Annotated in this window: 15 protein-coding genes; 3 read left to right on the top strand and 12 right to left on the bottom strand. The window is 56.8% G+C overall.

What is annotated here, in order from left to right:
- Positions 1-299: 299 nt before the first annotated feature.
- Entirely contained in the window at positions 300-5,555 is a 5,256-nt protein-coding gene (locus tag DYE26_RS31740) for a WIAG-tail domain (RefSeq protein WP_051985325.1), read from the bottom strand.
- A 273-nt stretch (positions 5,556-5,828) separates the two neighbouring features.
- Positions 5,829-7,802: a glycoside hydrolase family 127 protein gene (locus DYE26_RS31735; protein ID WP_036620743.1), complete on the bottom strand. Its 1,974-nt coding sequence runs from the start codon at positions 7,800-7,802 to the stop codon at positions 5,829-5,831.
- A gap of 133 nt (positions 7,803-7,935) precedes the next feature.
- Here DYE26_RS31735 and DYE26_RS31730 point away from each other — a divergent pair, with 133 nt between their 5' ends.
- Entirely contained in the window at positions 7,936-8,817 is an 882-nt protein-coding gene (locus DYE26_RS31730) for an AraC family transcriptional regulator (protein WP_036620740.1), read from the top strand.
- A gap of 667 nt (positions 8,818-9,484) precedes the next feature.
- Positions 9,485-11,368 carry a right-handed parallel beta-helix repeat-containing protein gene (locus DYE26_RS31725; protein WP_051985324.1) on the top strand — a complete coding sequence of 628 codons (1,884 nt, stop codon included), beginning with the start codon at positions 9,485-9,487 and terminating at the stop codon, positions 11,366-11,368.
- Here DYE26_RS31725 and DYE26_RS34640 read toward each other — a convergent pair.
- The 5 genes from DYE26_RS34640 to DYE26_RS31710 form a co-directional block, all read right to left on the bottom strand.
- Entirely contained in the window at positions 11,365-11,499 is a 135-nt protein-coding gene (locus DYE26_RS34640) for a hypothetical protein (protein WP_255310260.1), read from the bottom strand. The genes DYE26_RS31725 and DYE26_RS34640 overlap by 4 nt on opposite strands.
- Positions 11,500-11,643: 144 nt before the next feature.
- Positions 11,644-12,093, bottom strand: a complete 450-nt coding sequence (locus DYE26_RS31720) for a disulfide oxidoreductase (protein ID WP_036620739.1) — start codon at positions 12,091-12,093, stop codon at positions 11,644-11,646.
- A 19-nt stretch (positions 12,094-12,112) separates the two neighbouring features.
- The gene (locus tag DYE26_RS31715) at positions 12,113-12,832 is read right to left on the bottom strand and encodes a DsbA family protein (RefSeq protein ID WP_036620736.1); all 720 of its coding nucleotides are present in this window, start codon (positions 12,830-12,832) and stop codon (positions 12,113-12,115) included.
- Between the two features lie 94 nt (positions 12,833-12,926).
- The gene (locus DYE26_RS34635; RefSeq protein ID WP_255310261.1) at positions 12,927-13,049 is read right to left on the bottom strand and encodes a hypothetical protein; all 123 of its coding nucleotides are present in this window, start codon (positions 13,047-13,049) and stop codon (positions 12,927-12,929) included.
- A 97-nt stretch (positions 13,050-13,146) separates the two neighbouring features.
- Complete coding sequence (locus tag DYE26_RS31710; RefSeq protein ID WP_036620734.1) at positions 13,147-13,770, bottom strand: 50S ribosomal protein L25; 624 nt, start codon at positions 13,768-13,770, stop codon at positions 13,147-13,149.
- A 265-nt stretch (positions 13,771-14,035) separates the two neighbouring features.
- Between DYE26_RS31710 and ppk1 the strand changes: the two genes are divergently transcribed.
- Positions 14,036-16,147 carry a polyphosphate kinase 1 gene (gene ppk1 / locus DYE26_RS31705; protein ID WP_115311364.1) on the top strand — a complete coding sequence of 704 codons (2,112 nt, stop codon included), beginning with the start codon at positions 14,036-14,038 and terminating at the stop codon, positions 16,145-16,147.
- On the opposite strand, the gene DYE26_RS31700 is transcribed toward ppk1, so the two are convergent.
- The 5 genes from DYE26_RS31700 to ptsG form a co-directional block, all read right to left on the bottom strand.
- Complete coding sequence (locus DYE26_RS31700) at positions 16,107-17,651, bottom strand: Ppx/GppA phosphatase family protein (protein ID WP_036620730.1); 1,545 nt, start codon at positions 17,649-17,651, stop codon at positions 16,107-16,109. The two genes, ppk1 and DYE26_RS31700, sit on opposite strands and share 41 nt — an antisense overlap.
- Before the next feature lie 342 nt (positions 17,652-17,993).
- The gene (locus DYE26_RS31695; RefSeq protein ID WP_051985323.1) at positions 17,994-18,908 is read right to left on the bottom strand and encodes a transposase; all 915 of its coding nucleotides are present in this window, start codon (positions 18,906-18,908) and stop codon (positions 17,994-17,996) included.
- A 470-nt stretch (positions 18,909-19,378) separates the two neighbouring features.
- Positions 19,379-21,091 carry a phosphoenolpyruvate--protein phosphotransferase gene (gene ptsP, locus DYE26_RS31690; protein WP_036620727.1) on the bottom strand — a complete coding sequence of 571 codons (1,713 nt, stop codon included), beginning with the start codon at positions 21,089-21,091 and terminating at the stop codon, positions 19,379-19,381.
- Complete coding sequence (locus tag DYE26_RS31685) at positions 21,084-21,359, bottom strand: HPr family phosphocarrier protein (RefSeq protein WP_036620725.1); 276 nt, start codon at positions 21,357-21,359, stop codon at positions 21,084-21,086. The genes ptsP and DYE26_RS31685 overlap by 8 nt, the downstream gene beginning before the upstream one ends.
- A gap of 129 nt (positions 21,360-21,488) precedes the next feature.
- Positions 21,489-23,552: a glucose-specific PTS transporter subunit IIBC gene (gene ptsG, locus DYE26_RS31680; protein ID WP_036620723.1), complete on the bottom strand. Its 2,064-nt coding sequence runs from the start codon at positions 23,550-23,552 to the stop codon at positions 21,489-21,491.
- Between the last annotated feature and the right edge of the window lie 77 nt (positions 23,553-23,629).

Below are 23,629 nucleotides of genomic sequence, written 5' to 3'. Positions count from 1 at the left end.
CAGCCCCGGCGAAACCTCATTGGATATATCCAATTAAAATGGAAATTCAATCGTAAATTTGGACGCTTGATTGGATACTATCCAAATAGATGAGACTCGGCAAGGTGCAAAATGGGCGGTTTGAGCGAAGTTTATTGGATACTTCCAATGGATACGGCCCATCGCTGCTATACGCAGCCCATGCCGTCAGTCCCACTACGAATATGGCACAGACGGGAATAATTCCCCGCCCGGCAAGCACGGCAACAAGCCGCCGAATAAACTCGGCGGCCTTGCTACGATCTTATCGGCCCTACACTCTAATGCGCGTTTCCGATGGCAATCCACATGACGAAGCCGTAGTGGACATGGCTTTCCTTCAGCCTGGAAATCGTAATGACGGCCGATTCTTGAGTTTGTTCGCTTAGCGTGGCGTAAAAAGCCGAATGGTTCGTCATTGCAACGATAACAAAGTTAGGATTAGCAAACGGCTCTTCAAATTCAATCTTCACTTGCGTTTCGGCCTCATCGCGCTGCAACAAAAACGCCGACATTCCAAACAGCTGTTTGGCCGGCTGATCCAGCAGCGTCTGGACCGGAGTAAAGGCAAGGTGCTCCGCGCCGACCGCGCCGGTTTTCAGGTGGCGCGAGGCAATCGCTTCATCGGCAAGCTGTGCGCTGCCGACCGCCGCGTTTGCAATATGCCCGCTTTGCACCGCTCCCTGCTGCAGATGCTCGCCGCCGACCGACTCCTCGGCCAGAATGTCGGCATCCACAACACCGGCCTGAAGGTGTACCCGATCTATCGACAATGGCTGAATGTCCTCGCCGCCGATCCCTTTTTCCGGCAGCAGCCCGTTTCGCTGCAGTTCGGCCGACAGATGCCAGACATCGATCGACTCGGGACCGATGTGGCGGGATGCGATCGCCGCCTCCTCGATATGTCGGCCTTCCACACTCTCCTTCGCCAGATGCAGTGCCCGCACGGACTCAGGAGCCAAATGAGCGCTCTGCACCGACTCTGCGGCGAGATGCCCGCTTTGCACTGCTCCCCGCTGCAGATGCTCGCCGCCGACCGACTCCGCGGCCAGCACCTCGCCGTCTACGGCTTCAGCCTGCAGATGAACCCGGCCTATCGACAGCGGATGAATATCCTCCCCGTCGATCCCTTCTTCCGGCAGCAGCCCGTTTCGCAGCAGTTCGGCCGACAGATGCCAGACATCGATCGACTCGGGGCCGATGTGGCGGGATGCGATCGCCGCTTCCTCGATATGCCGGCCTTCCACGCTCTCCTTCGCCAGATGCAACGCCCGTACAGACTCAGGGGCCAAATGAGCGCCCTGCACCGACTCTGCGGCTATGTGACGCGATGCGATCGCCGCTTCGCCAATATGCCATCCCTCTACGCTCCCCTGTGCCAGATGCTGCGGCCCTACGGCTTCAGCGGCCAGATGAGCGCCCTGCACCGACTCCGCGGCGAGGTGTTCGCTTTGCACCGCGCCCCGCCGCAGATGCTCGCCGCCAACCGCTCCCTCGGCCAGCACCTCGCCGTCCACGGCTCCGGGCTTAAGCTGTACCCGGCCTATCGACGTCGGATGAATGTCCTCCCCGTCGATCCCTTCTGCCGGCAGCAGCCCGCTTCGCTGCAGTTCGGCCGACAGGTGCGTACTCCCGATCGCTTCGCGCGCAATGTGGCGCGATGCGATCGCCGCTTCCCCAATATGCCGCCCCTCTATGCTAGCCTCGGCCAAATGCTGCGGCCCTACGGCTTCAGGAGCCAGATGAGCGCCCTGCACCGACTCTGCGGCGAGATGTCCGCTTTGCACCGCCTTCCGCTGCAAATGCCCGCTGCCGACCGACTCCGCGGCCAGCACCTCGCCGTCCACGGCTCCGGACTTAAGCTGTGCCCGGCCTATCGACATGGGATGAATATCCTCCCCGTCGATCCCTTCTGCCGGCAGCAGCCCGCTTCGCTGCAATTCGGCCGACAGGTGCGCACTCTCGATCGCTTCGGGCGCAATGTGGCGGGATGCGATCGCTGCATCCTCGATGTGCCGTCCCTCTATGCTCTCCTTCGCCAGATGCAGCGATCTTACGATCTCGGGAGCCAAATGGGCGCTCTGCACCGACTCCGCGGCGAGATTCCTGCTTTGCACCGCGCTCCGCTGAAGATGCTCGGCACCGACCGACTCCGCGGCCAGCACGTCGGCATCCACGGCTCTGGACTGCAGATGTGCCCGGCTTATCGACAAGGGATGAATATCCTCCCCACCGATCCCGTCTGCCGGCAGCAGCCCGCTTCGCAGCAGTTCGGCCGACAGGTGAAAGCCTTCGACCACTTCGGGTGCGAGATGCCCCGATGCGACCGCCGCTTTGCCGATATGCCGCCCCTCTACGCTGGCCTCCGCCAGATGCTGCGCACGTACGGCCCCGGAGGCCAAATGATCGCTTTGTACGGCCTCGGCGGCGAGATGTCCGCTTTGCACCGCGCCCCGCCGCAGATGCTCGCCGCCGACGGACTCTTCCGCCAGTACGTCGCCGTCCACGGCTCCGGACTGCAGATGCACTCGGGATATCGATAACGGATGAATATCCTTTCCATCGATCCCGTCTGCCGGCAGCAGCCCGCTTCGCAGCAGTTCGGCCGACAGGTGCTCACTCTCGATCGCTTCGGGCGCGAGGTGGCGCGATGCGATCGCCGCTTCTTCGATATGCCGCCCCTCTACGCTGGCTTCCGCCAAATGCAGCGAACGTATGGCCTCAGGGGCCAGATGCGCGCTTCGCACGGCCTCGGCGGCGATATGCCCGCTTTGCACGACGCCCCGCTGTAAATGCTCGCCGCCAACCGACTCCCCGGCCAGCACATCGGCATCCACGGCTCCGGACTGCAGATGCGCCCGGCCTATCGATGAGAGTTTTACATCCTTCCCATCGATTCCGTCTTCCGGCAGCAGCCCGCTTTGCTGCAATTCGGCCGACAAATGCCAGAAGTCGATTGCTTCGGCCGCAATATGGCGGGATACGATCGCCCCTTCACCGATGTGCCGGCCTTCTACGCTCTCCTCCGCCAGATGCTCCGCTTGCACCGCCTCTTGCGCCAGGTGGTCGCTCTGAACGGCCTCACTGGCGATGTGGCCGCTTTGCACCGCCCCCTTTTGCAGATGCTCGGAACCAACCGCTTCCCCGGCCAGCACATCGGCATCCACGGCCCCGGACTGCAGATGCGACCGCTCGATCGACAGCGGCTGGATATCCTCCCCGTCGACACCGTCTTCCGGCAACAGTCCGCTTTGCTGCAGTTCGGGCGACAGATGCCAGAAGTCGATCGTTTCGGGCGCGAGATGGCGCGATGCGACCACCGCCTCGCCGATATGCCGGCCCTCGACGCTTTCCTCCGCCAGATGCCGCGCCTGGACCGCTTCGGCGGCCAATTTTCCGGCCGAAACGGCGCCATCCTGCAGCACCCGCGGCGAAACGGCTCCGGAAGCAAGATGATTCTCGTCAACGGCATGCGTTTGCAGATGCGCCGAGGAGACAGCGTTATCCGCCAGATGCAAGGGTAAAACTGCACCCGGGGCCAGACACTCCGACTGCACGGCGCCCGGAGCCAGATGCCGGGGCTGGATAGCCTGCGGGGCGATTTTTGCGGCCGTCACGTTGCCGTCGGCCATTTTGGCGGTGGTTACCGCCAGATCGCCCAGTTTGTCGGTCGTAACGCTTTCCGGCGACAGCTTCAGGGACGTGACCGCATGATCCTGCAAATGCGGAGAAAAGATCGATCCGGCCCCCAAATGCTCCTCCCGGATAGCCCCGTTCTGCAGCAGGCTGCCGTCAATGCTCTGTTTGGCCAGATGAATGTTTTGAATCGCACCCGGGGCCAAATGCTCCGACGACACCTGGCGAGGGCCGATCGCGTATCCCGTCACCGCGCCCGGAGCCAGGCTGCGGCTGGTCACGCTGTCCTCCGTGAGCTTGTCGGCGGTGATGCTGCCGGGCTGAAGGTGGGCCGCCGTAATCACGCCCTCCGCCAGGTGATGTCCGGCAATCTCGCCGAAAGCCAGCTTTTCTCCCGTGACGGCCCCATCCGCCAGATGCCATTCCTGAATCGATTCCGGCAATACATGCTCTCCTTGGACCGAGGCAGGCGCCAAATGCATTCCGGTGACGGAAGATGGCGCCAGCTGCGGCGAATGGACCGCGGATTTGGCCAGATGGCGGGTCTGCACGGCCTCGTCGGCGATTTTCCCCGGCAAAATGCTCTGATCGGCGATTTTGGACGAAGTGACGGCCTGTTCGACGATTTGCGCGGTGCCGATGGATTGATCGGACAATTTCGTAGACAGGATCGATTTGTCGGCCAAATGCCGGCCTTTAACCGAACCGTCCGCCAACTGCTCCGCTCCGACGCTACCGGGCTGCAAATGGGCGGTGCCGACGCTTCCCGAGCGAATATGGCGGGATTCGACCGCCTGGTCGCAGATATGGCCGGTACCGACGCTTCCCTCCCGCAGCTGCTTGGTGCCGACGCTGGCGGGAGCCAGCATCTCGCCGCCGATCAGTCCGGGAGCGAGGTGGCTGGCGGTTATGGTGTTTTTCGCCAGATGCCGGCTTTCCACCGCGCCTTCCCGCAGCTTGGCGCTCGTCACAGCGCCGTCGCGCAGCTTGGACGTCGTAACCGATTCATCGCCCAGTTTGGAGGTATCCACGGCTCCGTTCGCCAGGTTGACCGATTCGATCGCCCCGCTGCGGATTTTTTCGCTTGTCACCGCTTGATTCTGAATCAAATTGGTCGTGACGATCCATTCGCTTAAATGCCGGCTTTCGATGGAACCGTCCGCCAGCTTCTCCCCGGCGATGACCCGGTCGGCCAATTTATCCGAGGTGATGCTGCCGTCCGCCAGCTTTTCCCCGCCGACGGAGCGATCCTTGATCGCTCTGCCCTCGATCGCGCTGTCCACCAGATGGCTGCCGGTTACGGACAAAGGGGCAAGCTTGCTCGAAGTGACGGCTCCGTCGGCCAATTTGATGGTGTCCACTGCATAATCGGCGATCCAGGCGGTACCGATACTGCCGCGCATAATCCGCGAAGCGTCGATCGTATGGGGCGCGATTTTTTCCCCGGTTACCGCCGCATCCATAATATCATCCGTATAAATAATTCCCATTTCCTGTTTCAGGACGTTTTTATCTACCGGTTTGTCTTGTACCTGCGGCACACGCTCGCCGGTAGGGTATTCCGGCGCTTCCTGCCAAGGCGGAGGAAATGTCATCGCTTCCTTCCCGGGCTGGGGAGCTGCCGCCGCCTCTTTCTTGGGCAGAGGGGCCGCAATCGCCTCCTTCCCGGGCAGAAGGTCTTCTACCGCCTCCTTTTCGGATGAAGGGAGTTCCAGTTCTTCCTCTCCGGGGGCGGACAATAGCGAAGAGGCGCTCTGATGAATTTTTATTTCCTTTGCCTCCTCCGGCCGTGCCGCTCTCCTTTCTTCCAACAACATTAACTCGTTCATATCCGGATTATCCACATAGTAGAGTGAGGATTTTCTCGCCCTGCCGGATTTTGTGCCTTTGCCTTTTCTCAAGGACCGCTCGCTCCTTTACCAAAAAGATGATCGTCTCTTCTGGTATCATATGCGGACGTTTAGGCTCTCGTCACAGACGACTTCCCCCGTATCTGCCGATGATCCGGCAAAAAAGAGAAAAAAATTATTGGGTCGCGTCCTGCTCGTATATTTGCGAATCCGCCTCTTGAACATGGAGCAACGAACGCACAACATGAAACGCGCAATGCATCCGGCAATGCGTCCAGCAATCCGTAGACATCCGCGGCTAAGCGCCTATCGGTACGGGGATCGTCACTGCTCCCGGACCCACACGGTCATTTCGCCTTCCCCGCGATTGGCCCAGGCATAATACGGGATAAATTTCAGCGCCGCCGGCCGCGTGGCCGAAGGCGGCTGCGGACTGTACAAGCCGCCGGCCCACGCCGCTTCGTCCTGGCGCTCAGCCGCGGCTTCGATCGTAACCACGCCGCCGAGCAGCTCCGCCTCCCTCCGGACGGCAAGCTCCACCGTTTTCGGCAGCGCCAGCTCGTGCAGGTTCGCTCCGTTGTCCGCTTGCTCCAGGCAGTACACGAGCGGTCCCCGCTGCAGCGCGACCTTTCCGGCGTTTGCGCGGACAAGCGGATGGCTGTACATGCGCGTAACCGGCATGGAAAGCCGCAGCTCCACAACGTCGCCCTCCTGCCAGCGCCGCTGTACCCGCGCATAGCCGTTCCTGACCGTGCTGCCGTTCAGCGGCACCGTTTCGCCGCAGACGGTGAGGCTCGCTTCGGGACACCAGTCCGGCAAGCGCAACGCCAGCGAGAACTCCCCGCCCTCCTGCGGGTGGACCGTAAAGCGCACCAGACCGTCCCACGGATAATCGGTCGCCTGCACCAGCTTCACCCGGCTTCCGCCAACCTGCAGCTCGGCTTCCCCGCCGATGTAGAGGTGGGCGTACACCGTATCCCCTTGCACCGTATAAATGTATTCCCCGAGCGAGGCGAGCAGCCGGGCGACGTTGGGCGGGCAGCAGGCGCAGCCGAACCATTCCTGGCGTACCGTTTTGATATGGTCGTATTTATGGTTGGAGCCATGGCAGGCTTTCGGATCCACCTCAAGCGGATTGACGTAAAAGAAATGCTTGCCGTCCCGCGCCATTCCGCCGACGACCGTATTGTAAAGCGCCCGCTCCATGACGTCCGCGTATTTCGATTCGGGCGCGAGCCGCAGCATCCGCTGGGCAAAGAAAACAAGCCCGATTGAAGCGCATGTCTCGGCATACACCGTATCGTTCGGCAAATCGTAGTCGAAGGAGAACGCCTCGCCCTGCGGCATCGAGCCTACCCCGCCGGTGATATACATCTGCTTGCCGGCGATGTTGTCCCACAGCTTGCGGCACGCCGCGAGCATGGACTCGTCCCCCGTCAGCGCCGCCACATCGGCCATCCCGGTAAGCATGTATAAGAGCCGCACCGCATGCCCGGCCGCGGTCTCCTGCTCCCGTACCGGCAGATGCGCCTGATGGTAGGCCAAGTCCACATGCTTGCCGCTTCCCGGCCAATGCGTTTTGCCGCCCCGTTTTTGCAGCTCCGCTTCAAAAAAGTTCGGTTTTTGTCCGCGCTGATCCAAAAAATACTTGCTTAGGCGCAAATACCGCTCATTGCCCGTCACTTCGTACAGCTTGACTAGCGCCAGCTCGATTTCCTGGTGCCCGTCGTAGCCCGGCAGCTGCCCCGGCTCGTTTCCGAACACGGTGCCGATATAATCCGCAAACTTGCAGACGACGTCGAGCAGCTTTCTTTTGCCCGTAGCCCGGTAATACGCCACCCCCGCCTCGATCATATGCCCCGCGCAGTAGAGCTCGTGACATTCCGTCAGATTGGTCCAACGTCCGTCCGGTTCTTTCACCGTAAAATACGTATTCAAATACCCGTCATCCTGCTGGGCCTGGGCAATAATGTCGATTAACCCGTCGGCGGTTTCTTCCAGCTGCGGATTTGCATCCGCTTCCAATAAGTAAGACACCGCTTCCAGCCATTTCGCCAGGTCGCTGTCCTGAAACACCATTCCGTAGAAATCCCCTTGCTCAAGCCCGGCCGCGATCCGGAAATTGCGGACGGCGCCGCTTGGTTCGGCGCTCTCCACCCGGTCGTTCAAGGCCTCCCATTGATAGGGAACGACCGCGTCGCGCACAAGCCCAATATAGTAGCTCCAAAAATCGTCCCGGATCCGCACCCGGTTTAACGGCACTCTTTCGGACCGCTGCGTTTTGTCGGTTTGGAACATACGAGAGATCCTCCTCTTTTTTTGAAATATCATACTAACCAACCCTATTCTATCTCATAGATTTGCTTCATAATATGAATGTCAGCAACTTAAAAGTTATAATATTTCACACTTATCCCGGAGGGATCGTCCGATGCTGAAAACAGCGGAAATCGTGCAAATCGCCGCTCCGCCCCTGCCCTATTTTCTCGAATGCGGGTATACCGTTTACGAGCCCGGGGAGGAGCATCCGAGCCGCAGGAATCTCGGTATTTTCGACCTGCTCGTTATGGAGAGCGGGACGCTGCATATCGGCGAAGCCGGGCGGCGGTGGAGCTTGACGGCGGGGCAATCGCTGCTGCTGCTCCCTGACCAGTATCATTATGCGGCGGGGCCGTGCGAGGAACCTACGGCTTTTTATTGGCTGCATTTTCACACGGTTAGCTCCTGGCAGCAGATTCCCGCGGAGGAACCGGATTTCCCGTACCCCGGCGCGGAAGAGCACTATCGGCGCTTCCTGGCCTCGCCTTATTCCATCCAGCTGCCCAAAATGTGGACGATGCCCTACCCCGAGCAGGCCTACCGCCTGTTTCGCCACCTGCTGCATCATTCGGGGGAACGCCAGTCGAGCGCCTTTTGGACCGGGCAGCAGCTGTTCGGGGAACTGCTGCGTACAATGGACCTTAGGCAACTGGAGTCATACGCTTCACCGGTCGTCACCGTGGCGGAAAAAGCCGAAGCGTTCATCAAGAACAATTACCGCGCGGAAATCAGCAGCGGGCAGATGTCCGAGGCGCTGCACTACCACTACAACTACATTACGCGCTGCATGAAGCAGGTATACGGGATGACGCCGAACGATTATCTGCTGCATTACCGTCTCGAACAGGCCAAGCTGCTGCTGCTGAAAACCGAATGGCCGATCTCGGTCATCGCCGCTTATGTCGGGTTTGGCAGCACGCCGTATTTCTCCAACCGCTTTGCGCTCAAAAACGGCTGCTCGCCGCGGCAGTTCCGCAAGCAGTACACTTCGTAAGTCCAAGGCGGTTCCTAGAATAACGCGAGTATAGCGGAACGGGCGGGCGGCGGTACCGGGACAGCGGAGTGGCGGGGCAACGGGGCGGCGGGGCCCAGAACATAAAGACAAAAAACGCCGTTATTCCGGCGCTATGCACCCATTTGAGAGAAATAGGGGAAATTTATGCCTTTATTTTCTTGACTGGCAAGAAAATGTCCGCGATCCGGGGCATTCGCGGGAAAATAAGTACAAAAAATGCCGCTAACGGTGATGAACATGCTTATATCCGGATAATAAGAACATAAAGTACCGCTATTTTTATGAGTGGACACCCAAACCGTCCGACATAAGGTTTTGCCAGTTTTGCCGGTTTTACCGGTTTTGCAACTTTCGCCCCCTGGCCCCTGCTCTTGTCCCTCCCGCCTTATCCCATCCATTACCTGGCCGCTCTTTGTCCGCTTTTTGTCCTTGCCTTGTCCGCTTCATGGCCCTTCGCCGCTCGCGGGTTCTGTTACTTTGGTAGTACGGGAACCTTGGGGAACTGCCCCTTCGGAGCCCGAGTGAAAACACCGTACGGGTACTTAAAGACTTTGCGCAAAGGAGATGAAGTTTACACCGGAATACTTAAACGGCCCTAAGGCAAACAAGTCAAAAATCAAGAGGCAAAAGACAAGGAGGAATCATAATGAACAACCAGCATGTAAACAAAACGCAACCGGCAGCAAACAGCACGGAAAATGTTAAGGGGGCAGTGACCGGTATGGCCGCACAGCCTGCCGCCGTAAACGCCACCTGCTACGTCATCGATCCGGCGCAGTGGGGCATCAAAACCGACGGCACCGAGGCGGTAAAAACGACGGAGGGCTTGAACAAGGCGATCGCCCATGCAAAAAGCGCCGGGTATAACGAAGCGTTTATTCCGAAAGGGACGTACTTGATTCAAGGCGTCGGGACCACCTTTCCAAACACTCCGGAAAAAGGCGGCGGCATCGTGGTGCCGTCCCACATGAAGCTTACTTTGGATCACGAGGCGGAACTGAAGGTTCAGCCAAACGCGGAGAGAGGTTACTCTTGTATCTATCTGCGCAAAGTGCAAAATGTCACGATTTCAGGCGGGATCATCACTGGGGATCTGGACCAGCACGATTTCAGCAAACTCCCGAAATCGACGTATGAATGGGGCTTTGGGATTTATGTCCACGGCGGTAAGAATATTACGATCGAAAATATGAAGATTCGCAAATGCATCGGCGACTGCATCTTTCTCGGCTCGGTGGGCCTGTTGGGCGTAGACCCCGATTATGACAAACCGGAAAAAGTAGCCATCCGCAACTGCTCATTGGACGGAGCACGCCGGAACAACATTTCGATCACGGCTGCCGATGGCGTCTTTGTAGAAAACAATGTAATTACAAACGCAGGCACCGTCAAGGGCACCAAACCTTGGGCCGGTATCGATATCGAAGGATACGGCGAAGGCGCTATCGACTACGAGGAACCGCGCAGAGTTGTCGTCCGGGGCAACGTGTTCCGCGGCAACGCCGAGGTTTCCGTGCTGAACTTTAACGGTTATGGAGTAATTATCGAAGGGAATCACGCAGACAATACGTTCTCTTACGGTAATGGTACGGATACGGTTATCAGCAACAACGTAATGGTCCGGACGGACGGTAGCAAAGTCGCCATCGCAGCGCAGCAGGTATCGAACGGATATGACGGAAACAACGTGACGATAGTCGGCAATATCATTAAAGGCTTCAGCAGCGGCATCGACGCCCGCGGGAAAGACGTGGTCGTGACCGGGAATACGGTGTCCCATTTGGGCAACACGGGCGGCACGGGCATCGGCGTATGGGACGCGGAAAACGTATTGGTCGCGGACAATGCCGTGCACCGCTGCGCGGGCCTGCCTTACAAGGTCGACAACAGCAATGACGTACAATTCCTGAACAACAAGGCCCTCCATTCGGAACGCTTCGGCCTCGAACTGGACAAGTCCACCAATGTCGTGCTGCGGGGCAATTCGTTTGGCCAGTGCAATGGCGGCATATCCATCAAAAACTGGGGGACAAAGGGGACATCGGTTTTCGCGGAAGGCAATTATATCGACTGCGCCAGCTACACAGGAAAACAAACCAATAATTACGCGATCAGCTTCGACAAAAACAGCGATGTTACGCTCAAAGAGAATTATATATTTGGCTCCCGATCCGTCGCCATTTACGGAGAGAGCAGCGCCGGCAAAATCGTTAAAATCGCCGACAACGAAATTTCAGACATCACAGGCAATTCGGCGATTCAAATCAAGGGGGGGCAGCGCGCCGAGATTGTCGGCAACCGCATCACCTTCAAAAGAAAAGATGACGCTGCGTACGGTATTTCATTAGCTGATAACGCCGAGGATGCAATCATCGCTCAAAACACGATTTATTCCAATAACGGTAAATCTATACCCAACGCCATCGTAACCGAAAGCTCGAAACGAACCAAGGTTCTAAACAACCTGCTGATCAATGGCAAAATGTTGCTCAATAAAGATGACACCAATATCGGCAACACGATCGTTTAAACGTCCAGCGTTTTACCGGACCGCCATTTCCTGACGTAATAAACGATCATGAGCACCAGAGGTATGGCGAAAGCCGCCGTCTCCAGGCCCAGGCGTACGCCATATACGATAAGGATAATTCCGCTGCCCACCGCTTTATCTCATCATCTGGCTGTATACACCGGTGAATGATTGGTTTCAGCGTATGCTCGGGTAAAACGTCAAAAAACCTGTCCCTATTAACCTGCTAAAGGTGATAGGGATAGGTTTTTTATTAAGATTATAGAAATTACTGGTTATATCCGCCCTTCCGGTTCCTCCGCCTCGGCCTTGCGGCGCGCCGCCAGCAAGCACAGGACGATCAGAACGAAAGCGGTCAGCGCCATAAACGGTATTGTAATAAAACCAAGCCAGCCGCTGCCCAAATAATCCACGTTGCAAGGAACCCCCACTTTGCAGGGAACCAGCCGCGCCAATCCCGGAATTTTTTGCTCACCGTAATGGTAAAGCGAGATCGTTCCGCCGATGATGCAAAGCGGCAGCACGTACGGAATGATGCTCCGGTCGTTCCGGTAGGCCGCGATGCCCAGCAAAATGACCTGCGGATACATGAATATCCGCTGGAACCAGCAGAGCCGGCACGGTTCATAGTGCAGCACCTCGCTGAGATACAAGCTGCCCGCCGTAGCGACCAGCGCGACCAGCCAAGCAAGGTAAATGCCGTAATCCCTTAGAAAAGCCCGCACGCCCGTTCCTCCCCGTTCGTTATTTGCCCTGGAGTTCCTGATCGATGTATTTTTTCAGAGCAGCGTAATCGCCAACGTTGCCCGCATACTCAATACCGTTAATGAAAAACGTCGGCGTGCTGTTTACGCCCAGCTTGTCCCCTTTGGCGTATTGTTCATCGACTTCATTTTTATAAGTCGCTTCCGTTATGTCCTTCTGCAGCTGGTCGTAATCGATCGGCAGCTTCAGCTCTTTGGCCAGCGCGACGAGAAACTCCGCCGAAGCCCATCCGCTATTCTCATCGCCTTGGCGTTCATAAATCGCATCGAAATAAGTCCAGTAAGCGTCGGGGTTTTGGTGAAATACCGACTGCGCCGCCAAAGCCGCCGTATGCGAATCCGTCCCGAGAATGGGCAGATTCATAAAATAAAAAGCGGCCTTGCCTTGATCTACATAGTCTTTGACCAGCTCCGGTTTGATCAGTTGATTTACGTTTTTGCAAGCCGGACACTGGAAATCGCCAAATTCTACGATCTTCACCGGTGCTTCGGCATTCCCAAGCACAGGGAGGTTCGCATAATCAAACGATGCCGTTTCTGATTTCGGTTGCGGTTGGATCGCCAGGACGGCGATAATCAGCACGAGCAATACTCCCACCGTGCTGAACCAGATCAATCTTCTCGTTTTTTGTTTTTGCTGCTGCTTGAGCTGCTCGGCTTTGCGCTGGGCCAAAGCGTTGGTTTTCGTTTTCGGCGGCATGCGAACCCTTCTTTCTGAATAAAATCTTGCAATATATGTTGAACTAATGATTGCGCGGATAGGACAGCCGTTAGTTTAACTTATGTAATCCCGGTTATCCTGCAACCATTCTAGTTACAAAAGCGGGTTTCGTCAAGCTTTCCTCTTCTCCTCCCCTCTCTACCTGTGCCTTATCTTCTACTTCGCTGATAATTTTATAATTTCTGGTATTTTTCAAAAAACGGGCCGCTTCCTGCGTGATCGCGCAGGGAGCGGCCCGCCTAACGGCAGCCTGAACTCCAGGCCCATGATCTTGCCGGTTTTTAGTCGGTCCTTTATTCGCCGGCTCCTTCGGCCCCCGCGGGTTCTTCGTCACCGTTCCTGGCCGCATCCGCCTCCGCTGAACGCGGCAGAACGATCGAAGCCAGCAGCTCGTCCGCTTGCGAATGCAAAACAACGCCGTCCGGAAGCCGTACGTCCCCGGCCAGCAATTTATCGCCCGCATCCAGGGATGAAATATCTACATCCAAGCTGGCCGGCAAAATATCCGGCAGCCCTTCCACCTCCAGCTCCGTTTCCTGGATTTGCAGAACTCCGCCAACCTTCGTGCCTTTGGCCGTACCGATCAAGTGCACCGGCATTTTTACGCGGATCGGCTTGTTTTTGGTCACCTGCTGAAAATCGACATGGACGATTTTCCCGTTATGCTGCTGAATTTCCTTAATCAGCGCCGGAAAAACCTGTCCCCCTTCGACCTTCAAGTCGAAAAACTCCGTTCTTCCGGTACGGACGACCCTCAAAAGCTCCTTCACATCCACATGAACCGCCAGATTTTCGGTTTCGGCCCCGTAGATCACTGCGGGCACCCGGCCGTCTTGTCTCAGCCGGCGCAGCGACGAACGGTTAAACTCCGTTCGGGGTGCGGCATTCAAATAATACGCGTGATGATTTGCATTCATCTTGAACAACCTCCTTGAAATATAAAAACTTCAATGGCAGGCGTCAAAAGACGTCGCATTTCTATTTTACTCCATTTTTGCCGGGAGTGTACAAGCATCGGATGATTTTAGGAAGCGCGATTTTACACGGAATTATAATTTTTACATAGATTTTACAAAAGTAGGTATTTCGCCGGCATATCGGCATTGTAAAATAAAAGATGGAACACCATACTAAAACGAAGATTTTAAGACAGCTTTTCGGCCAATGGAGGTCATGGTAGAGATGGCGCTTGCAGAAACGAAAAACCAAGGTTCAAGATATTTAAACCGCGATTTAAGCTGGGTGGAATTCAACCGCCGGGTGCTGAAGGAAGCGAAGGATCCGGCGACGCCTTTGCTGGAAAAAGCCAAATTTCTCTCGATCGTGTCGAGCAATTTGGACGAGTTCATGAGCGTGCGCGTGGCCGGGATCCAGGATCAGATCCGCGCGGGTTACACCAAAAAAGATTTCACCGGCTATACGCCCGATGGACTATACAAACGCCTGATTGCTAGAATCTCGGCGATGGTCGGCGAACAGTACCGGACGTTCCGGGATCTGTCGAGACAGCTCGCCAAAGAGAACATCGTATTTCTAAAATACGATGAGCTGACCTCGACGCAGCGCAAATCTATGGAAACGTACTATCACGACATTATTTTCCCGGTGCTGACTCCGATGGCCGTCGACCAAAGCAGGCCGTTTCCGCTGGTCCATACAGGGTTTGTTTATTTATCCGTCGTGCTGAAGCGGGAAAATGAAGCGCAGAAGCCGGACGAAGAGGAGGAGAAGGAGCCTTATTTCGCGATCGTGCAAATTCCTTCCAATCTGTCGCGCATCATTCCGCTGCCGCATCATTCCAACAGCAAAAAGCAATCCTTCATTCTGATCGAAGAGTTGATCCGCCACCATATTCAAACGCTATTCAGCGGTTATGTCCCGCTCGCCGTGCACGAGTTCAGAGTAACCCGCAACGCCGATTTGGCGTTTGACGAAGAAGGGGCCGAGGATCTGCTCGAGGAAATTGAAAAAGAGCTGCGGAAACGCCGCTGGGGAGCGCCCGTTCGGCTGGAGATCCAAAAGGGTATCCATCCTTACGCGCTGGAAGTGCTGAAGGAGGAATTTGAGATTACGGACGCCGTATTTGAAATCGACGGACCGCTCGATTTAAGCTTCCTCGGCAAGCTGCCGGGCGTGGTCAAAGGGTATCCGAAGCTCCGCTACCCGCAGATCGATCCGGTGTATCCCCGGGAATTCGATGCCGAAGACGATTTTTTCGAGGTGCTTAAGCAACGGGACGTGCTGGTCTATCATCCTTACGAAAGCTTCGACGCCGTGACGGATTTCATTAGCCAGGCTTCGGAGGACCCGGCCGTGATGGCGATCAAGATGACGTTGTACCGGGTCAGCGGCAATTCGCCGCTCATCCGGGCGCTCGCCCGCGCCGCGGAATCGGGCAAGCAGGTTACCGTCGTCGTGGAACTTAAGGCGCGGTTCGACGAAGAGCGCAACATCGCCTGGGCCCGCACGCTGGAGAAAGCGGGATGCCATGTCGTGTACGGCCTGGTGGGCCTTAAAACCCACGCCAAAATTTTGCTCGTCGTCCGGCAGGAAGGCCGTGATTTAAGGCGGTACGTGCATGTGGGGACGGGAAATTACAACGACATTACCGCGCGCCTGTATACCGATATCGGTTTGTTTACGACCGATACCGCGATCGGCGAGGACGCCTCGCAATTGTTCAACCTGATCACCGGATACTCGGACGCCGGCGAATGGCAGGCGTTTACGCTGGCGCCGACGGGGATGAAGGACAAGCTGTTTGCGCTGATTCGCCGGGAAGCCGAACACGCTGCGGCCGGCAGGCCGGCCAAAATCATCGCCAAAATGAACTCGCTGTCCAACCAGGAGATGATCGACGAGCTGTACGCCGCTTCCCGGGCCGGGGTTTACATCGACCTGATCGTCCGCGGCGTCTGCTGCCTGCGCCCCGGCGTGGAAGGCCTGAGCGAACGGATTACGGTGCGCAGCATCGTCGACCGCTTTTTGGAGCATTCGCGCATTTATTATTTCGAAAATGGCGGGAAGCCGGAAGTCTGGCTGTCCAGCGCGGATTGGATGACGCGCAACCTGACGCGCCGGCTGGAGCTGATGTGCCCCGTGACGAAGCCGGAAACCCGGGAGACGCTCGTGCAGATTTTGATGCTGTCGCTCTCCGACAACGTCAAAGCGAAGCGTCTTGTGCCAAGCGGAAAATACGAGCCGTTCACCGGCACTCAGCCGGCCTGCCGCAGCCAATTTGACGCCCTGGACATCAGCGTGTGGAAGAAGAGCGAACCTCCCACTCCAATCTGAGCTCCCACGCTTTTTTGAAGCTTTTTGCCGCAGTTTCAAGCTGCCTGATCTCCAGGTAAGCTTGACTGCGGCATTTTAGCGTCAGCAGCAGCGCGCCGGAGGTCGCCCCGGCCTTGAGCAGCTCGACGTTTTGCGTTTCGCTGGCATCCAGCGCGACGGCCGCTTCCACGATGGCGCCAAGCTTCTGGATCAGGATTTCGTCTCCCTCCGCAAGCAGCTCCCGGTAATTTTCCAAATTCATTTTTTTTCCGTGATTGGCCGGATAATCCGCCGCATACCCGCATATAACGGCCTCACGGTGGGTTAAAGCGCCAAGCGGGGCTTGCGTCAGCCAATATAACGTATGCTTGTCGTACTGGTGGTAGCGCACGGCGCCGCCGATTTTGTACAGCATGGCTGCCGCGGCCGCGATCTGCCGGGTTTTCGCCCCGCCGGTTGCGGGGGCTCCCAGCAAAAGATCATGCAGCCGGACCGCGTACAGGCTGACCTGCTGAAAATGAGCACGCGGGGACTGGTTATGAAATGCAAGCAAGCCGCGGGACTGCAGCGCTAACACTTCGGAGGCGGCGGGAACCTGCAGCCCCAGCGCATCCTGCAGCAGCCCTTCCCGCAGCCCCGCTCCGCTGATCAGGCAGCAGTCCGCTCCGATGCGCGCAAACACGGTCTGCAGAATAATCAGCCCCGGAGCGATAATGTCGGCCCGCGCTTTGGACAAACCGTCGAGGCGTTTGCGTTTTTCGAGCGGCATGAACGGCAGCGTTTCGGCATAATGGCGGATGCTTTCCGGAGCCAGCCTGTAATAGTGGGCGAGCCGCAACGGATATTTCCGCCGGCGCTGGTCGAGTTTGCCAAGCGTGCGGATCGTGCCGCCGAGACCGATTAACGGCAGCCCCGGATGGGCGGCCATCCATGGATGGCCCGACAGCACCCGCTCGATCTCGGCCGCCAGATTGGCCGCATTTTCGGCCGTCCACGGTTCTTTTCCGTTCCCGAACTTGACCTGGGCATTCACCGCACCTAAAGGGAGCGAGATGCTGTGCAGCAGTTTACGGGCCCGAAACAACGTGATTTCCGTGCTCCCTCCCCCGATGTCGATGATGAAGCCGTCCTCCTCCGCCATGGCGCCGGCGACGCCGAGAAAGCCGAAATAGGCTTCCTGCTCCCCGGTAAGGATTTCGATCTTAAGTCCGGTATGCCGCGTGAGCAGTTCGGCAATTTCCCCCGCATTGGCCGCATTCCGGATCGCCGCCGTCGCGGCGACACGGATTTGCCGGCAGCCGTACACGTCGCAAATTTCCCTGAACTGCTCCAGAATCGGCACGATCGAAAGAACGTCCTTCCGCTCCATGGCGCCGCCCGAATTCATCTTTTCGCTGAGCCGGGCGGACTCTTTAATTTCCTGAATCAACCGGTACTCCCCTTGCGGCGTTGCTTCATAAATAGCCAGACGGATAGAGTTGGATCCGATGTCAATGATTCCGATCGTCATATGGCTGTTTTTCATAGTTTGCTCCTGACATCCCTTTAAGAGGTTCTTAAAAGTAAGTTTTACCTCACTTTATCCCAAATTCGTCCAAAAATAAACCTTAATTTGTTTGAGGGCGTTAAAAGCGTACAGGGCAGGGGAGGGGGGAGGCCGATGGGTTGTGGGTTGGTCGGCAGATCAATATCTGCTGTCCGGGCGCTTTGCACGATTATCCCGTTTGATCAGGGAAGCAAAGAAAAAGATAAATCCAGGAGAAGAAAATATATTTGTAAGAAGCAGTCATGTTCGAGATCATTAGACAGGTTATTGCTGCAACCTGAATCCGTCTGCATCAATGCCGGCACCGTTCAAGCACTTCGATCAGGCTGCTGCCCCAAGGGGCTGATTCGGTTGGCGCGCGACCAGCTTACGGTAAGGGATCGCCGGAATCGCCACACACATGCGCAGCAACTTCTGCCGCATCGTTTCTTCCGCTCCGGGCCGTCCTCCGGACAGGCGCAGCCGGCGGCGTCCGGTGTACTCGTTCAGGTACGCCTGCAGATGCTTCAGTCCCAGGGCTCCATACGTACTCTTCAGCGATTCCCACGCCTCTCTCACCACTTTGCGCAAGGGAGCATACAGCCGAAAGGCCTGAGGGAACAACTGCACCTCCGATGTACGGACATCCACATGCCCGCTAATAAACGCGGTTAGATCTTGACGGTTTGCCCTCTTTTCGCCTCCCCGCTTATTTGGCACCAGGCGGATTTTGACCTGCTCCGGCTCGCCCGAATCCTTGACCGTGCAGCCGGCCACGACCGCCGAGGCGTACGGATGCGAAAGCTGACACCGGGACGGATTACGTCCGTACTGATCGCTGTTCACCTTCACGTCTCCGGAGAGCAGCTCCCGGGCATCGAACTCCCCCACGGCATGACGTATTTTGTGAAGCACTAACCAGGCGGTTTTGTAGGTGACCCGGATCACCTGGCGCAGCCGCAGCGCCGAGATGCCGTCAGGGAGCAGGAACAACTCCAGAGCGTGAAACCACTTCACCAGGGGGAGATGCGTTCCTTCAAAAATCGTGCCGACCAAAGGCGATGTTTGATGCTTGCACTTTCCGCACTCGAACAAGGGGATATGCCGGGAAGTCAGACGGCTGCACCGGGTGTGAGCGCAGCGCGGGCAGACAAAGCCGTTTGGCCACTTCATCGCGATTAGCGCTTCCATGCAGTCCTGCTCGCTGTTAAAACGGCTGCTGAATGGCTGAAGTTCCGTTCCCGTATTGACTTCCATATCCGCTCGCCCCCGAATCAAGAATGTACGAACACAAGTTCCATTTATTTCATTATACCAAACGCACGTTCCCTTATCAAGCCGTAAATCTCACCTGAACCGCCTCATTTTTTCCTTATTAATCCTTATCCTAGCCCCTAACACCTATCCACTGAATGAAAGGGATAATCGTGCAAAGCAGCATGCAGGGACACCAAGACACCAAGACACCAGACACGAATGCTACATATAGACAGCCGCCTCAGTCCTCAGTTCGGGTCCCCGTCAAATCCAATCAAGCTGCTGCATTTACTAGTAAATTTCCAATTCTATTGGATATATCCAATGGCAATGCCAATACTTAAATTCACCTAGAAAAAACCGGCGCCTCGGAAGGCGCCGGCTTAACAGAGAAACCCGCAAAACTAGTTTGGAAAAGAATAGATAGAACTTCCTAATACGGCTAATTCGGCAATTTCGCCTACTTCGTCTTACTCGCCGATACCGCCCACCAGTTCCACGACTTCCTCCGCGGTCCGCATTTGCAGCGCTTTGGCTGCCAAAGCTTCCATCTCCGCTTTGGAAAGCTTGGAAATCTGCGAGCGTGCCGGTAAAATCGAGGTCGCGCTCATGCTGAACTCATCCAGGCCGAGGCCGAGCAGCAGCGGAATCGCCACTTTATCGCCCGCCATCTCGCCGCACATGCCGGCCCATTTGCCTTCCTTGTGGGCGGCGTCGATCACCATTTTCACCAGACGCAAAATCGCCGGGTTATACGGTTGATACAAGTAGGAAACGCGTTCGTTCATGCGGTCGGCGGCCATCGTATATTGAATGAGATCGTTGGTGCCGATGCTGAAGAAATCCACTTCTTTGGCGAATTGATCGGCCATAACGGCGGTCGAAGGAATCTCCACCATAATGCCGAGCTGGATATCGTCCGCGACCTTGACGCCTTCGGCCGTCAGCTTCTCCTTCTCTTCCTGGAGCACCGCTTTGGCTGCGCGGAACTCGTCCAGCGTGGCGATCATCGGGAACATGATCCGCAGCGTGCCGTAAACGCTCGCTCGAAGCAGGGCGCGCAGCTGCGTACGGAACAGATCCTTTTGCTCCAGGCAAAGACGGATGGCGCGGAAGCCGAGGAACGGGTTCATCTCCTTCGGCAGATTAAGGTAAGGCAGCTCCTTGTCGCCGCCGATGTCGAGCGTTCTGACAACGACTGGCTTGCCCTCCATTTTTTCCAGCACCGTCTTGTAAGCATTAAATTGAACTTCCTCCGACGGCAGCTCGGTGCGGCCCATGTACAAGAACTCGGTGCGGTACAAGCCTACGGCTTCGCCGCCGTTGTCGAGCACCCCGGCAACGTCGTTCGGCGTGCCGATGTTGGCCGCCAGTTCAACGTGCACGCCGTCCTTCGACGTGGTCGCCACTTCGCGCAGCTTCTTCCACTCCTCGATTTGCTTGAGGTAGTCGTCGCGTTTTTGCGTGTATTCCTTCACCACATCGTCGGACGGGTTGATGATCACCAGGCCGTCCAGACCGTCCACGATCACCAGATCGCCGTTGTTTACTTTGCCGAGCACCTCTTTGGTCCCGACGACGGCCGGAATCTCCAGCGAACGGGCCATAATCGCGGAGTGCGACGTTCTGCCGCCGATATTCGTCGTAAAGCCCTTGACGTATTTGCGGTTAAGCTGAGCAGTATCGGACGGCGTCAAATCCTCGGCGATAACGATGACTTCCCGGTCGATCTCCGCCGGATTGACGTAGGTGAGGCCCAGCAAATGGGTCAGCACCCGTTTGGTGACGTCCCGCATGTCCGCGGCGCGTTCCTGCAGGTACGCGCTTTTCATGTTCTCGAACATGGCGATAAACTGATTTGCCGTCTCGTCCAGCGCGTATTCCGCGTTCACTTTCTCGCTGGAAATTTTTTCCCGTACCGGATCCAGCAGCTCAGGATCGTTCAGGATCAGCAGGTGGGATTCGAAAATCTCCGCTTTCTTCTCGCCAAGCTCTTGAAGCGTGCGCTCTTTGATCGCTTCAAGCTCCTGCTGCGATTTGGCCAGCGCTTCGTCCAGCCGTGCCAACTCGGCGGCGGGATCCGAAGCATCCCGGCGTTTTACCGTAAAATCGGGATGCTCCAGTCTGAACGCCGCGGCGATGGCCACGCCGGCCGAAGCGGCGATGCCGTCGATCTTAAGCATTTACTTCCCCTAACCCCTCGTTAACCATGACGTCGGTGAGCGCTTGAAGAGCTTCTGCAGCTTGTTCTCCTTCAACGGACAACGTAATGGTGTCCCCTTGCTCCAGTCCCAGGGACAACACCCCGAGAATCGATTTCAGGGTCACTTTTTTGCCCTTCGCTTCGGCAAAGGATTCAGCTCCTTTAAACTTGTTGGCCGTATTTACCAATGCCGTAGCAGGGCGTGCGTGGATACCGTCTTCATCCGTAATTCTAAAGGTTCTTTCCATAATAAAATCCTCTCGCTTTCTCGTGAATGTAGTATAAATATATATCAACGCTCCCTTTTATTTTAAGGGAACGCGATTACAATTCCAAATTTTCTGCCGGCGCCCGTGACGCTAGGGCGCCGGCAGCTTTTATTTGATTGTAACGATATCGGGCTCGCCTTTCGCCAGCTTGCCGGTTTTGTTCAGCTTGACCGCCGCCCCTTCCGGCAGGTTGGAGAACACAATCGGCGAAATGATCGAAGGCGCGTGCTCCTTCACGTAATCCAGGTCGACCTCCATAATCGGCTGTCCGGCCGAAACCAGGTCGCCTTCGTTCACGAGCACCTTGAAGCCTTGCCCTTTCAGCTTCACGGTGTTCACCCCGATGTGCACCAGCACTTCCTTGCCGCCGTCCGACATGATGCCGACGGCATGCTTGCTAGGGAACACATTAAACACCTTGCCGTAGACCGGAGAAGCGATGACCCCGTCATGCGGCAGAACCGCAAAGCCGTCGCCCGTCATTTTTTCCGCGAACACCGGGTCCGGCACATTGGAAATATCCATCAGTTCGCCGTTGACCGGCATCACGATATCCTCGTTGATGATGGCGTCGCCGTCCTGGGCCGCCTGCCGCTCCACTTCGGCAGGTTTGTCCGCCTCCGTCTTCTCGGCGGCTCTCGGCGCCTTGCCGTTCATAATATCGGCAATTTGCGTCTTGATCGTATCGGAGCGCGTGCCGAAGATCGCCTGGATATTGTTGCCGACCTCCAGGACGCCGGAAGCCCCCAGATTTTTCAGCCGGTCCTTGCTTACGTTGGCTTTATCCTTAACTTCAACCCGCAGCCGCGTGATGCAAGCGTCCAGGTGGACGATGTTTTCCTGTCCGCCCAGCGCGGACAAAATGTTGTGCGGCAGCTCATCCTGCGTGACTTTTCCTCGGCTGGTTTCCGCATCTTCATTATCTTCAGCCGGCTCTTCCCGTCCCGGCGTCCTGAGGTTGAACTTGCGGATGACGAACCGGAACCCGAAGTAATAGATCACGGCCAAAATCAAGCCGACGATGATGACGTACCACCAAGGCGTGCGGTTTGGAATAACCCCGAAAATCAGGTAGTCGATCAAACCGCCGGAGAACGTCATCCCGATTTTTACGCCCAAAAGATGCATCGTCATAAACGACAAACCGGCAAACACACAGTGCACGGCGAACAGAACCGGAGCCACGAACAGGAACGAGAATTCGAGCGGTTCGGTAATCCCCGTCAGAAACGAGGTCAACGCCGCTGAGCCCATAATCCCCGCCACATATTTCTTGTGCTCGGGTCTGGCCTCGTGATAAATGGCGAGCGCCGCCGCCGGCAAGCCGAACATCATGAACGGGAATTTGCCGGTCATGAACGTTCCGGCCGTAAACGGCACGCCGTCGCGAAGCTGAGCCATAAAGATGTTCTGGTCACCGCGCACCAGTTGGCCCGCCGCATTGGTGTATTCCCCGAATTCGAACCAGAACGGGGAATAGAAAATGTGGTGCAGACCGAACGGAATCAATGCGCGTTCGATAATCCCGAACACAAACGCGGACAACGTCCGGTTCTGATCCAGCATGAAGTGGGAAGCGGCGTTCAGCCCCGATTGAATCGGCGGCCAGATGACGACCATCAGCAAACCGAGCAGCACCGAGGTGGCCGCCGTCATGATCGGAACAAACCGTTTTCCGGCAAAAAATCCGAGATAAGACGGCAGTTCGATTTTAAAGAAGCGGTTATACATGGCGGCGGCCAATATCCCGACGATAATCCCGCCAAACACGCCGGTGGCCAGCGTCGGAATCCCCAGCACATTGGCGTAGGCCGCGTTGGTTCCGATCATCGATGGCGTTACGCCGATGACCGTACCCATCGTCACGTTCATCACGAGATAGCCGATAATCGCGGCCAGGCCGGCGACGCCCTCGCCTCCGGCCAGACCAACGGCAACGCCGACGGCGAAGAGCAGGGCCAAATTCGTGAACACGATCTGCCCGGCGTTCATCATGACGGTCGCTACCGCATGAATCGTCTGGTTGTCCAAGGCTGGAACCCGTTCAAGAAAGTCCGGGCTGACCAGCATATTGCCGATCCCCAGGAGCAGTCCTGCAGCAGGGAGCAGCGCGACAGGCAGCATAAGCGCTTTCCCGACCCGCTGCAAAACACCAAAGAAACGCTTGAACATAATGCACCCTCCTGAAATATTAAATGATCATAACAACAAAAAAGCATGAGTCAAAAAAGATTTTCGGTTATCGTTTC

This window comes from Paenibacillus macerans (assembly GCF_900454495.1).
Classification (GTDB): Bacteria; Bacillota; Bacilli; order Paenibacillales; family Paenibacillaceae; genus Fontibacillus; species Fontibacillus macerans.
The sequence above is the reverse complement of the archived record's forward strand: the minus strand, read 5'-3'. Positions and strand labels throughout refer to the sequence as shown.

What these genes read in the sequence shown, in the direction of transcription:
- DYE26_RS31735 (WP_036620743.1), bottom strand. Translation starts at nt 7,802, where the DNA reads ATGTTCCAAACCGACAAAACGCAGCGGTCCGAAAGAGTGCCGTTAAAC.
- DYE26_RS31730 (WP_036620740.1), top strand. Translation starts at nt 7,936, where the DNA reads ATGCTGAAAACAGCGGAAATCGTGCAAATCGCCGCTCCGCCCCTGCCC.
- DYE26_RS31725 (WP_051985324.1), top strand. Translation starts at nt 9,485, where the DNA reads ATGAACAACCAGCATGTAAACAAAACGCAACCGGCAGCAAACAGCACG.
- DYE26_RS31715 (WP_036620736.1), bottom strand. Translation starts at nt 12,832, where the DNA reads ATGCCGCCGAAAACGAAAACCAACGCTTTGGCCCAGCGCAAAGCCGAG.
- DYE26_RS31710 (WP_036620734.1), bottom strand. Translation starts at nt 13,770, where the DNA reads ATGAATGCAAATCATCACGCGTATTATTTGAATGCCGCACCCCGAACG.
- ppk1 (WP_115311364.1), top strand. Translation starts at nt 14,036, where the DNA reads ATGGCGCTTGCAGAAACGAAAAACCAAGGTTCAAGATATTTAAACCGC.
- DYE26_RS31700 (WP_036620730.1), bottom strand. Translation starts at nt 17,651, where the DNA reads ATGAAAAACAGCCATATGACGATCGGAATCATTGACATCGGATCCAAC.
- DYE26_RS31695 (WP_051985323.1), bottom strand. Translation starts at nt 18,908, where the DNA reads ATGGAAGTCAATACGGGAACGGAACTTCAGCCATTCAGCAGCCGTTTT.
- ptsP (WP_036620727.1), bottom strand. Translation starts at nt 21,091, where the DNA reads ATGCTTAAGATCGACGGCATCGCCGCTTCGGCCGGCGTGGCCATCGCC.
- DYE26_RS31685 (WP_036620725.1), bottom strand. Translation starts at nt 21,359, where the DNA reads ATGGAAAGAACCTTTAGAATTACGGATGAAGACGGTATCCACGCACGC.
- ptsG (WP_036620723.1), bottom strand. Translation starts at nt 23,552, where the DNA reads ATGTTCAAGCGTTTCTTTGGTGTTTTGCAGCGGGTCGGGAAAGCGCTT.